The 13,107-nt window shown below is 72.3% G+C and carries 11 protein-coding genes; 7 read left to right on the forward strand and 4 right to left on the reverse strand.

Translation table 11 applies throughout. From position 1 onward, the window contains the following. Positions 1-86: 86 nt before the first annotated feature. From IPJ59_RS18250 to IPJ59_RS18265, 4 genes are read left to right on the forward strand one after another with little or no spacing between them, the layout of a single operon-like run. On the forward strand, positions 87-1,691 hold the full coding sequence (locus IPJ59_RS18250) for a YHYH protein (protein WP_293272678.1): 1,605 nt from the start codon (positions 87-89) through the stop codon (positions 1,689-1,691). Next, complete coding sequence (locus tag IPJ59_RS18255) at positions 1,691-2,488, forward strand: hypothetical protein (RefSeq protein ID WP_293272679.1); 798 nt, start codon at positions 1,691-1,693, stop codon at positions 2,486-2,488. The genes IPJ59_RS18250 and IPJ59_RS18255 overlap by 1 nt, the downstream gene beginning before the upstream one ends. Positions 2,489-2,525: 37 nt before the next feature. Further along, positions 2,526-2,957 (forward strand): organic hydroperoxide resistance protein, encoded by a 432-nt coding sequence (locus IPJ59_RS18260; protein WP_293272680.1) that lies wholly within the window; start codon positions 2,526-2,528, stop codon positions 2,955-2,957. Positions 2,958-2,975: 18 nt separating this feature from the next. Continuing rightward, positions 2,976-5,867, forward strand: coding sequence for a M16 family metallopeptidase (locus IPJ59_RS18265; protein WP_293272681.1), 2,892 nt, complete (start codon positions 2,976-2,978; stop codon positions 5,865-5,867). A gap of 31 nt (positions 5,868-5,898) precedes the next feature. On the opposite strand, the gene IPJ59_RS18270 is transcribed toward IPJ59_RS18265, so the two are convergent. Then, positions 5,899-6,747, reverse strand: coding sequence for a hypothetical protein (locus IPJ59_RS18270; RefSeq protein WP_293272682.1), 849 nt, complete (start codon positions 6,745-6,747; stop codon positions 5,899-5,901). Between the two features lie 850 nt (positions 6,748-7,597). Between IPJ59_RS18270 and IPJ59_RS18275 the strand changes: the two genes are divergently transcribed. Then, positions 7,598-8,575: an SMI1/KNR4 family protein gene (locus IPJ59_RS18275; protein WP_293252995.1), complete on the forward strand. Its 978-nt coding sequence runs from the start codon at positions 7,598-7,600 to the stop codon at positions 8,573-8,575. Between the two features lie 28 nt (positions 8,576-8,603). Here IPJ59_RS18275 and IPJ59_RS18280 read toward each other — a convergent pair whose 3' ends face one another. The 3 genes from IPJ59_RS18280 to IPJ59_RS18290 all read right to left on the reverse strand — a co-directional run bounded on the left by IPJ59_RS18280 (position 8,604) and on the right by IPJ59_RS18290 (position 12,168). Next, entirely contained in the window at positions 8,604-9,137 is a 534-nt protein-coding gene (locus tag IPJ59_RS18280; protein ID WP_293272683.1) for a cupin domain-containing protein, read from the reverse strand. Positions 9,138-9,208: 71 nt separating this feature from the next. Beyond that, complete coding sequence (gene msrA / locus IPJ59_RS18285) at positions 9,209-11,230, reverse strand: peptide-methionine (S)-S-oxide reductase MsrA (RefSeq protein WP_293272684.1); 2,022 nt, start codon at positions 11,228-11,230, stop codon at positions 9,209-9,211. Between the two features lie 5 nt (positions 11,231-11,235). Continuing rightward, on the reverse strand, positions 11,236-12,168 hold the full coding sequence (locus tag IPJ59_RS18290; RefSeq protein ID WP_293272685.1) for an alpha/beta fold hydrolase: 933 nt from the start codon (positions 12,166-12,168) through the stop codon (positions 11,236-11,238). Positions 12,169-12,270: 102 nt separating this feature from the next. Between IPJ59_RS18290 and IPJ59_RS18295 the strand changes: the two genes are divergently transcribed. After that, on the forward strand, positions 12,271-12,750 hold the full coding sequence (locus IPJ59_RS18295; protein WP_293272686.1) for a MarR family winged helix-turn-helix transcriptional regulator: 480 nt from the start codon (positions 12,271-12,273) through the stop codon (positions 12,748-12,750). Positions 12,751-12,830: 80 nt separating this feature from the next. After that, a complete protein-coding gene (locus IPJ59_RS18300; protein WP_293253010.1) occupies positions 12,831-13,106 on the forward strand; it encodes a hypothetical protein in 276 nt (91 codons plus the stop codon). The last annotated feature ends 1 nt before the right edge of the window (position 13,107 follow it).

Below are 13,107 nucleotides of genomic sequence, written 5' to 3' on the forward strand. Positions count from 1 at the left end.
GCCGCCAAAGCGATGTCGGCAGGCCACCCGCACGCTGGCACGCCGCTCGCAGTGCCGGTGGCATGCGCACCTATCGGCTCCTCCTCATGGCCCTGCTCTGCCACCCCGCCTGCGTCGACGGCGACGCCGGAGATACCGGCGGCAGCACGCTCGCAAGCACCGGCGAGTCCGCGAGCACCGGCGAGTCCGCGAGCACCGGCGAGACCGCGAGCACCGGCGAGACCCCGACCACCGATGGACCCGGCGACACCGGCGACACCGGCTGGACCCCGGCGAGCTGCTACGACGGCTGGGACCAGCTCAAGGACACCTACGCCGACGCCGGCACCCTGCAGGACTGCGCCGAAGTGCCGGGCGGGCTCGCGGTCCAGCGCTCGCTGCTGGTGCTCGACGGCATCACGATCGACAATGATGGCAAGGCGATGCAGCCCTGCGTCGAGGCCCGCTGCGACGGCGAATATGCGTACATCGCCAGCAACGATCTGCCCCATTACGATTATGTGCAGACCACCCCGAACGCGCTGGTGGAGGCGTTCGGCGTGTATCGCATCGCCCTGGCGCCGACGCGGCCCGGGGCCGGCGTGACGGCCGAGCCGACCAGCGTGCAGGACAGCTGCGTCGACGCCTACGCGCAGCACCTCGACGCGCCCAACCAGGCGACCGCCCAGGAGCCCTCGAGCCTGTGCAACGCGGCGATGGGCGGCGGGCTGGCGTACCTGCGCGAGACCCTCGAGTCCGGCGAGGCCGCGACCTACACCAAGATCCTCTGCCTCGGCGCCACCGGCGTGACGATCAGCGGCGTCAGCGTCAACGGCCCCAACGAGGCCGGGATCCCCGACCCCTACGGCAACCCGCTGTTCGCGATGCCCGACGTCGCCGGCGAGCCCTACCTGCCAGACGACCTCGGCCAGGGCGCCGCGCTCGACCTGTGCGGCGGCCACTCGGGCGGCACGATGCACTACCACGGCTTCAACGAGGCCTGCTTCGCCCAGGCCCCCGACGGCACCCCGGCGAACAGCTACGCCACCGCCTCGCAGGCGTGGGACCTGCCGCAGATGCTCACCGGCGCGTGCGACGAGCCGTCCGCGATCCTCGGCTGGAGCCTCGATGGTTACCCGATCCAGGGCCCCTGCGTGTGCACGGCCCGCGACGGCGACACCTGCACCGAGGTCAAGCGCGTGCGCTCGGCGTGGGTCTACGACGGCCTCGCCGGCTGGGGCGATGACCCCAACGAGGCCGCCGACCTCGGCGTCGAGAATCAGGAGTGCGGCGACGACGACACCTGCTGCCCCGGCGGCAGCGACGGCTGCAACTTCCGCTGCGCCCCGGTGGTCGTCGAGAACGACAGCGCCGACGGCTCGGCCGTCGAGCACCGCTGCGCCCTGCTCGACTACTCGTGGTGCACCCACCGCTTCGTCGACCGCTCGCTCCACGCCGGCGGCGACTTCGTCTACCTCGACCGCTGCAACGGCTACGAGGGCCCCGACGGCTACGCCTATCACGCGACCGCGTCGTTCCCGTACGTCAGCGCCTGCTACCGCGGCGTCCCGAACCTCGCGCCCGGCGGCGGCATGATGATGCCCCCCGATGGCATGGACCCGCCGAAGTGCCAGCCGAACCAGAAGATGTGCTGCGGCGACAACATCTGCGGCGGGCCCGAGACGGCCGCCAACTGCCCGGAGGACTGCTGATGTTCGCCGCGCGACTGAGCCTCGCTCTGGCCCTGTTCACCGCGTGCGGCGGCGCTGCCGAGCCGCCGCGTCCGGTCGGTCCGGCCGCGCCGCTGCAGCTGGCCGAGGGCAGCCTCGTCGCCTATCTGCTCGCGTGGTCGTGGGACGGCGCGCGGCGTGAGGGCGACGCGTACGTCTTCGAGACCGACCGCGGCTACACGGTCGGCATCACCGACGCCCACATGGCGATCGGCCGCGTCGAGCTGGTGGCCTGCGAGCCCGCCCGACCCTCGCTCGGAGCGCGCGTGTCGAGCCTGCTGGTGCCCGTCGCCCACGCCGGGCACGCGCGCGTCAGCGACGGCTCGGGCGTCACGAGCCCCGTCGTCGAGTCGCTGCTTGACCCGGAGCCGCGCCTCTACGGCCGCGGCTTCGCCGGCCCGGACCCCTACTGCGGCGTGCACGTGCTCGCCGTCCCGCTCGCCGCCGAGGCCGACGACGGCTTCGCGCTCGCGCGTGAGAGCCTGGCGATCACCGGCTATTGGTCGGCGCCGGGCAGCGGCGAACGCCACGCGCTGCGGGCCCACATCAACCTGCAGGACGGCAGCCTGCGCCCCCTGCTCGGGTGGACCAGCTGGCCCGCGGCGCTGCAGCCCGGCCGCGCCCCGGTCGCCGTCGTGATCACCCGCCGTCCGGTCCGCGCATTCGACGGCCTCGATCTCGCGAGCATGTCGGAGCCAGACCTCGGCTTCGCCGTGCTCGGCAACCTCATGCAGGGCGCCCAGGTCGAGGTGGCCAGCGCCGCCGGCGACCCCGGTTGATGCTGCGCGCCGGCCTCATGTGTAATAGAAGGGCGACATGAGCGAGCCCGTGATCCTCGAGAAGCGCCTCTACACTGCCCACGCCACCGCGACCCACGGCCGCGACGGCCGCGTCCTCAGCGACGACGGCACCCTCGACCTCGCCGTCGCCCCGCCGAAGGCGATGGGCGGCAACGGGGCCGGCACCAACCCCGAGCAATTGTTCGCGGCCGGCTACGCCGCCTGCTTCGGCAGCGCCCTCGCGCTGTGCGCCCGCCGCCAGCGCCTCGACACCGGCCCGGTAGCGATCACCGCCCACGTCAGCATCGGCCCGGCCGGCGCCGGCTATGGCCTCGCGGTCGAGCTCGTCGCCGACATCCCCGGCCTCCCACGCGAGCAGGGCGAGGCCTTGCTGCGCGCCGCCCACATGGTGTGCCCCTATTCGAACGCGACCCGCGGCAACATCATCGTCGACCTGACGCTCGCGTAGTCGTGCTAAGACCGCCGCGTGCTCGCGCCGCTCCTCGCACTCCTCCTGGTCGCCGCCGACACGCCGCCAACATCTGCCCCTGCGACCGCGTCGGCGGCCACGCTGGACCCGCTGAGCGTGCGCTCGCGGGTGCTGGCCAACGGCCTCACCGTGATGCTGAGCGTCAACCGCGAGCGGCCCGAGGTGTTCGGCGCGGTGGTCGTGCGCACCGGCGCGAGGAACGACCCGGCGGACGAGACCGGCATGGCGCACTACCTCGAGCACATGCTGTTTAAAGGCACGACCCGGCTCGGCACCACCGACTGGGCCAAGGAGGCCCCGCTGCAGGCCCGGCTCGAGGCGCTGTACGAGCGCAAGCGGTCGGCCCCGGCGGCCGAGCAGGCGGCGATCGACCGCGAGATCGCCGCGACCGTCAAGCAGACCTACGCCTACGCGGTGCCGAACGAGCTCGATCAATTGCTCGGTGAGCTCGGCGGCAGCGGCATCAATGCTTTTACCACCTACGACGAGACCGTCTATCACAACACATTCCCGGCCAGCCAGATCGACGCCTGGCTGGCGCTCTACGCCGAGCGCTTCCGCGACCCCGTGTTTCGCCTGTTCCCCACCGAGCTCGAGGCCGTCTACGAGGAGAAGAACCGCGCGATCGACGTCACCGGATATGAGCTGTTCCGCGGCTTCATGCGCGGCGCCTTCCCCGGGCACCCCTACGGCCGCAACGACATCCTCGGCGAGGTCGAGCACCTGAGGCGCCCGTCCCTGCAGGTGATGAAGGCGTACTTCACCCGCTATTATGTGCCCGGCAACATGGCCCTGGTGCTCGCGGGGGATATCGACGTCGACCAGGTGATGCCGCGCATCGAGGCCGAGTTCGGCGGCTGGAAGCCGGGCCCGGACCCGGCCCCCACACAATACGAGGTTGCCCCATTCGCCGCGGACCAGCGCCTGCGCGCCCGCGCCACCCCGGTCCGCGTCGGCGCGATCGCCTATCGCACCGTGCCCGAGTCGCACCCGGATTATGCCGCGCTCTTGCTGGCCCGCCGCCTCCTCACCAACGAGCAGCGCTCCGGCTTCATCGACCGCCTCTCCGACGAGGGCAAGCTGCTCTACGCGATGTACGTGCCGGCCGAGCTGGTCGACACCAACCTCGACGTCGTCGCCTACCTCCCGCGGCTGATCTCCCAGACCTTCCGCGGGGCCGAGCGCCTGGTCAGCGAGCAGTTTCGCCGCGTCCGCGCCGGCGAGTTCGACGACCGCAGCTTCCTCGCGCTCAAGCAGGGCCTGCTCGCCGCCGAGACGGCGCGCTGGGAGAACAACCGCGAGCGGGCCCTGGCGATGGCCCACGCCTTCGTCGCCCGCGGCGGCTGGGACGGCCAGCTGCAGTACTTCCAGCGCCTGCGCGCGGTGACCCGCGACGACGTGCAGCGGGTCGCCGGCGAGTACTTCGGCGAGCGTCGGCTGATCCTCCGCTCGCGCGCCGGCTACCCGAAGAAGACGCGACTGCACAAACCGAGCTATCCCGCCGTGACCCCGAGCGGCGGCCATTCGCAGTACTTCGCCGAGCAGCGCGCGCGGCCGAGGCCGCCGCCCCGCGTCGAATTCGTCGATCCGGACGCCGCCGTGCAGACATTGCAGCTGCGCGAGGGCGTGACCCTCCGCGCCAATCCCAACCCCTTCAACGACCTCTATCACCTCGAGCTGCGCTTCGGCGTCGGCACCGAGCAGCTGCGCGAGCTCGACCTGCTGGCCCAATACATCGCGCGGATCGGCAGCCAGCGCTTCCCGGGCGAGCAGCTGCGGCGGCGCCTGTTCGAGCTCAGCACCACCCTCACTGTCACCGCCGAGCTCGATCGCTTCGTGGTCCGCCTGCAGGGCCCGCAGCAGCACATGGAGGCCGCGCTCGACCTGCTCGCCGACCTGATGTCCGCGCCGCAGCAGGAGCGCCGCCCCTTGCGGCAGATCCGGCGCGAGACCTGGGCCTTCCGCCGCTATGAGCGCAAGAACCCGCCGAGCGTCGGCATGGCCCTGCGCGACCACGTGCTCTACGGCGACAAATCTCCGTACCACCAAAAGTACGGCCCCCGCGGCGCCCGCCACACGCGTGCCCGGCCCTTGCTGGCCGCCTGGGACGAGGTGCAACGATACGCAGTGGAGGTCGGCTACGTCGGGCGCGAGCCGGCGGCTGCGGTCGCCGGGGCGATCGACCGCCGCCTGCGATTCGCCGCGGCGCCGAAGCCAGCGGTGGCGCACGTGGTCTATCCCCGGCACAGCCCGGCGCAGACGACGATCTACTTCGTGCCGCGCCGCGACGCCGTGCAGACGCAATTGTGGTTTGCGGTCGAGGGCGAGCCGGTGCCCGCCGACCAGCAGGCCGCGGCCGACGCATTCGGCGAATATTTCGGCGGCAGCATGGCCGGCCTCGTGTTCCAGGAGGTGCGTGAGTTCCGGGCCCTGGCCTACGCCGCGAGCGCCCGCTTCGTCCGGGACGAGGCGCCCGAGCAGCGCGGCCACCTGCTCGGCCACGTCGGCTGCCAGGCGGACAAGACCTTCGACGTCCTCGACGTGATGGTCGGACTGATCTCCCACATGCCCGAGCGCGACGATCGCCTCGAGCTGGTGCGATCCACCCTGGTCCGCGGCCAGGAGACCGAGAGTCCGTCGTTTCGCGAATTGCAGGACAAGCTGCGTGACTGGCGATTGCTCGGCTATTCGCAGGACCCGCGGCGGGCCCTGCTGCCGGCTTACGCCGGGCTGGAATTCGCGGATATCGTCGCGTTCTATCGCCGCCACGTCGCCGGCCGGCCGCTGGCGATCATGATCGTCGGCGACCCGCGCAAGGCCGACCCGGAGCGCCTGCGCAAATATGGCAAGCTGGTCCACCTGCGCGAGGGGCAGCTCTACAGCCCCTAAAGCCGCGAGCGCGGCGCGAGAGGCGGGGGCCTCACATACACGCGGACGGGACGAAGCCGCCCTGGAATTTGGGCGGGCTGCAGGTCTGGCCCATGGCACAGTCCGCGTCGGTCTTGCAATCTCCGCACACGCCCACGTCGAGGTTGCCGACCACGTTGAAGACGACGCACTTGCTGGTCACGCACATCACGTCGCCGTCGGTCAGCGGGCACAGGCCGCCCTTGCCGACGCTGCCAGGCACGGCGCAGTGCTTGACGCCGCTGTACTTGACGACGTCGATCTCGGCCAGGCAGCGCAGGCCGCCGCCGCAGTCGGCGTCCGTGCGGCATTCGCTGCAGGTGTGCGGCAGCAGTCCGTCGGCGCCGTCGAGCAGGGCCACGCAGAATAGATCGTCCTGGCAGGCGGCCTGGGACTCGCAGAACGACCCGGCCTCGCCGTAGGTGCATTTGGCCGCGAGGGTCATGGCGTCGACCGTACACGCAGTGCCGATGTCCGCGGCGACGCAATCGAGGTCGGCGTCGCATTCGGAGCAGATGCCCGGCGGCAAACCGTCGACCGGCAGCGGGATCTTGTAGCAGTTCCCGGTCATGCACTGGGCGGGGTCCGTGCATTCGCTTCCGTTCGGCAGGCCGTCCGGGTTCGGCACCGTGGGGTCGGTGGGGGCGGTGCTGTCCTCCGCGGCGCCGGAGGTCACGGTCGGGTCGCTGCCCGTGCTCGCGCCGCCGCCGGTCGGCTCGGGCGAGTCGGTGGCGCCGCCCGTGCCGCCCGTGCCCTCCGTGCCCGCGCTGGTGCCGGGGGTGCTCGCGCCGGTCGGGAAGGTCAGACCGGCGAAGCTCGAACCGCTGTTGTCGTCGCCGGCGCAGGCCGCAAAGCCCAGCATGCCCAGTACGAGCGCCGCAGCGCTCCGCCCTCGTCCTGTGCCTCGCCTGGCCTGTGACTCTCGCATCGCTCCGGGAGTGTCGCGCGCCCCCGCGCCGGGCGCAACCGCGCCGGCGGGCGTGACGTCACGGGCCTGGAACGGCGTACGCGGGCGGGAGCACGGCGGACGGGACGGGGCGGGGGGGGGCCGCCGGGGGGGGGGGGGGGGGGCGGGGGTGGAGGGGGGGGGGGGGGGGGTGGGGGGGGGGGGGGGGGGGGCGGGCGCGGGCCGCAGGCCGACGGGAGCACCAGTCCAGCGGGACGGCAGGCACGGCGGGGTCCATGGGGGGAGGTGACGCCTGTCCCCGTCGAATCGTCACCGGCGCTCGGGTTCAACGGCCTCACCACCGTCGACAGCCTCACGCTCGAGGGCAACGAGGCGCTGATGTCGGCGGGCCTCCTGACGCGCCAAGGCCAACGGGCGGCCACGCCGCTCAACGGCACCCGATTCAACCGCTCCCAGGCGACCGTTCAGCGCGCTGGAGGGCGGCATCGGGAAGATGCGGAACGCAGGGGACCCGGAATGCACGCCTGGTTGACGAATGGATCCCGCCCATCGTGCGCTTGGCGCGGGGGGGGGGGGGGGGGCGGGGGGGGGGGAGGGGGCGGGAGGCTGGCGACCGCAGCACCACAAGGCACCCGAGGGGGGCGAGGACCGGGCCAGGGCCGGGTCGCGGGAGCTAGCCATTGACACCTCGATCGCCCGCTGATAAGGCCTGGAGATGGCAGGCCATCGTCCCTTCACCTCGATCGATCTCTCTACCACAGACCCGGGCACAGCGAGGAAAAAGGCTGTGAAGAAGGCGGCCAAGGTGGCTGCGGGGAAAACGGTTGCGAAGAAGGTGACGGCGAAGAAGACCGCCGCGAAGAAGGCGGCAAAGGTGCCAGCGAAGAAGGCCGCCACGAAGAAGGCCGCCCCGAGGGTGACGGCGAAGGTGACGAAGAAGGCCGCCACGAAGGTGTCGGCGAAGAAGGCCCCCGCGAAGGTGCCGGCGAAGAAGGCCGCCGCGGCCGCGAAGGTGACAGCGAAGGTGACGGCGAAGGCCGCCGCGAAGGTGACGCCAACGAAGGCCGCCGCGAAGGTGACGCCAACGAAGGCCGCCGCGAAGGTGACGCCAACGAAGGCCGCGACGAAGGTGACGCCAAAGCAGGCTGCCCCGGCCGCCACGACCGGCGCCCTGTCTGGCTGGCTGCAGCGCCTGAACGCCGCGATCGCCGCCTTGCAGGCTCACCCGGAGGTCGACGTGGTGGCGAATTGGCAGGCGCCCGGGGCGACGGCGGCGCAGCTGGACGCGGTCGAGGCGAAGCTTGGGCTCAAGCTGGACCCGGCGATCCGGAACCTTTATCAGCAGGTGAACGGGCTCGCGCTGGTGTGGGGCCCGAAGGGCGAGTGTCCGCGGTCGGTGAAGGGGCGGCCGACCATGATGTACATTGAATCGCTGTGGGGCTCCCGCGGGGCGATCTTCCTCTACCCGATCGGCGAGGTGTTCGGCGTGAAGGGGCGGCCGACCTTTGATTATGCGCAGTTCATGCCGGGAGACCCGCCGCACTGGGGCTTCGATTTCCCCGGCAACTTCTATACGCCGGCCTTCGTGCAGGTGGGCGACGAGCTGCGCGTGCGGGTGGGCGACGACCACGGCGCGGCCTGGGACGGCCCGACGGTGAGCTTCGAGCGCTACCTCGAGAATGTGCTGGCGAGCTGGGGCAGCATCGACCAGCGCGCCGAGCAGTTCGTGACGGGCAAGGGCGCGGCGATCAAGCCGATGCAGCTGGCCAAGCTGTTGGCCTGATTCGGTCCTTGCGGATCACGATGGGAGCTCAGCCGGGCTCGTGGCTGCGGCTGCCGGCGACGTGCAGGGCCTTGAGGCCGGGGAATAGCTCGACGTCGGCGAGCGAGTGGATCGCGGCCGTCATGCCGACGCGGACCAGGCGCTTGCCGTGGCGCGGGAAGTCGGCGATCTCCATCTCGCGGCGCTCGCCGCCGCTGAGGTACACCAGCTCCTCGGAATAGGGGTTGCGCAGGTGGTGGCCGACCGAGGGCGTGGGGAAGCCCATGAAGTCGCCGGGCCCGACCTCGTGGTGGACGCCGTCGATGTCGGCGATGCCGCGGCCGCTGAGGATATAGATGAACTCCTCCTCGCAGTGGTGTGCGTGATAAACGAAGGACTCCTTGCCGGGCGGGACGCGGATGAGGTTCAGGCCGAGGCGCTGCAGGCCGACGCCGTCGGCGAGCGAGCGCAGGTGCAGCTGCGAGTGGGGGTTGAGGGGGTGCGAGAAGCTCGTCTCGGGCAGCGCGGCCTGGTCGGCGGCGCGGAGCAGCGGGGACGGCGGGGACGCGGTCGGCTTGGTCATGCCGGCTGGGTATCACGACGGCGGCGGAGATTGTGTGGTCGCGTGGCGATCGCCGGCGCGTCCGAGATTGTCTATACCCGGGTCATCCATTGCTCGAGCAGGGCGAAGGCGGCGGCCTCGTCCGGGCGCGGCGGGACGTCGCCGTACGAGACGCCGATGCCGCGCTCGCTGCCGAAGACCAGGGTCGTGCTGTGGACCCGCTCGCCGTCGAAGTAGTCGAAGATGTGGCTGTGGGTGCGGTCGAGGCCGCAGCTGGCGCGCACGAAGCCGAGCTGGCGGCGAAACTCGGGCGGGCGGGCGCGCGTGAGCTGGTCGAAGCATTCGCGGGCTTCGGCGGCGGGGAGCTGGGCGAAGCGGGTCTCCTCGAGCGTGGGTCGCTGGCCCTGACGCAGGACTCGTAGCTCGAGCGCGCCGGACTCGGAGGCCCACAGCTCGCGGAGGTGGAGGTTGCGGGCGCTGCCGTCCCAGTCGTGGGTGACGGCGAGGCGGGCGGCGCGGGTGCGGTGGAGGAGGTCGTGCGGGCGGGGGAACAGCGGCGTGGCGCTGGCGGCCGCGGGCCAGGGTGGCGTGGGGCCGCCGGCGTCGACCCACTGCAGGAGCTGCCACATGCTGTCGACGAGCTCGACGACGGCGGGGCTGAGGTCGGGGTCGCCGGCGAAGTCGCGACGGGTGGCGTGCAGCGTGCAGCGCAGGGTGCGGGACTGGGCCGCGCCGGCGCCGTACCAGGCGATCTCGAGGGACTGCTCGCCGCGGCCGGTCACCGCTGGCATGCGCTCGAAGCCGACGCGGGTGAGCAGCGCGTGCAGGGCCGGGAGTCGCTCGAGGCCGTCGGCGTCGCGGTGGACCGGCGGCGACTTGGTCGCGCCCGTGGTTGGCATCTCCTCGTGGGTGAGCACGCCGTCGACGCCGACGTGGAGGCGGAAGGTGCGACGTGTCGCGGAGGCGAGCTCGGAGATCGTCTCGTGCAGCTGCAGCAGCGCCGGGCCGCGGGGCTCGGCGTGGACGGGCTGGTCGCGGCGCACCGAGCCGTCGTCGCCGATCTCCCCGGACAGCGTCGAGCTGGCCCGCCCGCGCGACTCGGCGTGCTCGCGGGAGATCCGTCGCACCAGCGCGTCGACCTCGCGACGCCAGGCCAGGAAGGTCTCGCTGCAGGCGTCGCAGCGGTACTCGACCAGCCACTCGGACACGTCGCGCGCCTCCTCCATGGCCCCGGTGCCGTGCGCCGCGAGTCGATCGCAGCAGCGACACTTCACGCCGGTCAGCGCCTGCAGCCGGACATCGGTGAGCCGCCTTGCCATGGCGAGAGCATGCCACCTGCGGCGGCTCGCGGTCGGCTGCGCGGCGAGAGTTTCGCGGCCGTGGCTCCGCGCACGCGGGCGATTTGGTGCGTGGGGCTCAGGCGTCGGCGCGCAGCGTGAAGCGGGGACGGGCGTGTGGCAGTACGGCTGCGTGGGGCTCAGGCGTCGGCGCGCACCTCGAAGCGCGGGACCGGCGTGTGGCAGTACGGGGTGCTTGTGGGTGCGGGCGTAATAGTTTTGGTGGTAGTCCTCGGCGAGCCAGAAGGAGCCGGCGTCGTGGACGGTGGTGGCGACCGCGTAGCCGTTGTCCCGCAGCTGCTGGATCAGCTTGTCGACGGCGGCGCGCTGGGCGGGGCCGGTGACGAACACGGCGGACCGGTATTGCGTGCCGATGTCGGGGCCCTGGCGGTCGACCTCGGTGGGGTCGTGGATCTCGAAGAAGCGGCGGGCGACCGCCTCGTAGGTGATCGCCTGCGGGTCGAAGCTGACGCGGACGGTCTCGGCGTGGCCGCTGTCGCCGCCAGAGACCTCCTCGTAGCTGGGCGAGTCCTTCGCGCCGCCCATGTAGCCCGACTCGACGGCGATCACGCCGGGCATCGCCTCGAGGAAGTGCTCGACGCCCCAGAAGCAGCCGCCGGCGAAGTAGCCGAGCTCGATCTGGCCGCTGCGCGCGACGGGCTGGGCCGGCGCGGGCTGGCTGGGTGGTGGCGGCGCGGCTTGCTTCTGCGACGGGTCGGCGCCGCTGCACGCGGCGCCCACGGCGACGAGCGAGGCGAGGAAGAGTCTGCGGGTCATGCTGCTCACGCGGATTGCAACGGGTCGCACGCCGACGAGGTTACACGCGCGGGGGCGTGGCGCGCGAGGTGGGCCAGGACCAGCGCTGCGACCTCGTCGGGGGCCTCCTCGTGGGGCCAGTGGCCGGCGTCGGCGAGCGCGTGGATGTGTGCGGCGGGCAAGCTCTCGCGCAGGCGCTCGAGGTAGGCGGGGCCGAAGGCGCTGTCGGCGAGGCCCCAGATCACGGTGGTGGGCAGCGTTGCGAGGACGTGGCGGCGGGCGTGCAGGGCGGCGTAGTGGGCGTGCGAGTCGAGCAGCGCGCGGGCGAGGGTGTGGAGCACGCGCACGCGGGCGTCGCGGTCGCGGAACACGGCGAGGTACTGGCTGTGGATCGCCGGGGTGAGGCGGCGGCGGCGGGCGTAGGCGGAGGGCATGATGAGGCGCAGGGAGGCGTTGAAGCTGCGGTAGAGGAAGCGGCCGAGGGCGCCCGCGACCAGGCGAGCGCGGCGCAGCATCACCGGGTCGGTGAAGGGCGCGAGCCAGGTGTTGAACAGCACGAGGCCGGCGACGCGTTCGGGGTGGGCGGCCGCGAAGGGCAGGGCGATCGGGCCGCCGAAGTCGTGGGTCACGAGGGTGAAGCGTGGCAGCCCCAGCGCCGCGATGAACTCGGCGAAGCGGCGCGCGTGCGCCTCGGGCCGGTAGTCGGCGCCGGCCGGGCGCTGCGAGAGCCCGAAGCCGAGGTGGTCGAGGGCGATCACCCGGTAGCGCGAGCGCAGCGCACGGATCAGGTGGCGGTACTCGAAGGACCAGGTCGGCGTGCCGTGGACCAGCACGACCAGCTCGCCGGCGCCCTCGTCGATGTAGTGCAGGCGTCCGTCGGGGAGCTCGAGGCTGCGGGCGGTGAAGGGATAGGCGGCGCGGTCGAGCCACGCGGGCGAGGGGTTGGCGAGGGCGGTCATGGCGATGCTCCGGTGATGGTCAAGGTTGGTTGACCAAAATAGTCAATCAACGTTGACTAAAATAGTCAAGCTAGCATGACGAAATTTCGCTAGGCTCCGCAGGTGGCGCGCAGGGGCATCGACACGGCCGCGCTGGCGGCGAGCAAGCGGGCGAGCACGGCGCAGCTGCTGTTCAAGTGCGCGCGCCTGGTGAACGAGCGGGCGATGGCGCGGGTGAACGCGGGCGCGGGCGGGCGCGTGCTCAAGGCCGCGTACACGGCGCTGTTCCCCCATCTCGACTTCACCGGGGTCCGGGTGGTCGCGCTGGCGCAGCGGCTGGGGATCAGCAAGCAGGCGGTGAGTCAGACCCTGGCCGAGCTGGTGGAGCAGGGGATCGTCGAGCTGGTGCCGGACCCGGCCGACGGGCGGGCCAAGCTGGCCCGCTTCACCCGCCGCGGGGCCGAGGCGATCGGCGAGGGGCTGGCGGTGCTGCGGGGCCTCGAGGCGGAGCTGGCCGCGGAGATCGGGGCGGGGCGGATGAAGGCGCTGCACGACGCGCTGGTCGCCCTCGAGGCGGCGTTGGAGCCCCGAGCCGGCGAGTGAGCGGTCGCTCGGGCGTGCGCGATCGCCAGGGGCCCGGCGCCCGTCGCCAGGCCGAAGCAGGCGTGCCATGCTCGCGGGCCATGAAGCCCCTGCGCAGCGTCCCGTTCGTGTTCGTCGGCCTCGTCGGCTTGTTGCTCGCGAGCGCCTGTCCCGGCGGCCTGCAGAGCCGCGTGTGCGTCGAGTACTTCGAGCTGGCCGAGCAGTGCGCGGCGAAGGCCGAGCCGGCGCAGGCCGAGGCGCTGCGCAGCGTCGCCAGGCTGGCGCGCGAGGGCTTCGAGAAGCAGAACAAGCCGAGGGTCGAGGAGAGCTGCGCGGCGATGCTGAAGACGCTGAAGGCCGACGCGGCCTGCAAGTGAG

It is taken from the genome of Nannocystis sp. (assembly GCF_016714285.1).
In the GTDB taxonomy this organism is placed as follows: domain Bacteria; phylum Myxococcota_A; class Polyangia; order Nannocystales; family Nannocystaceae; genus Nannocystis.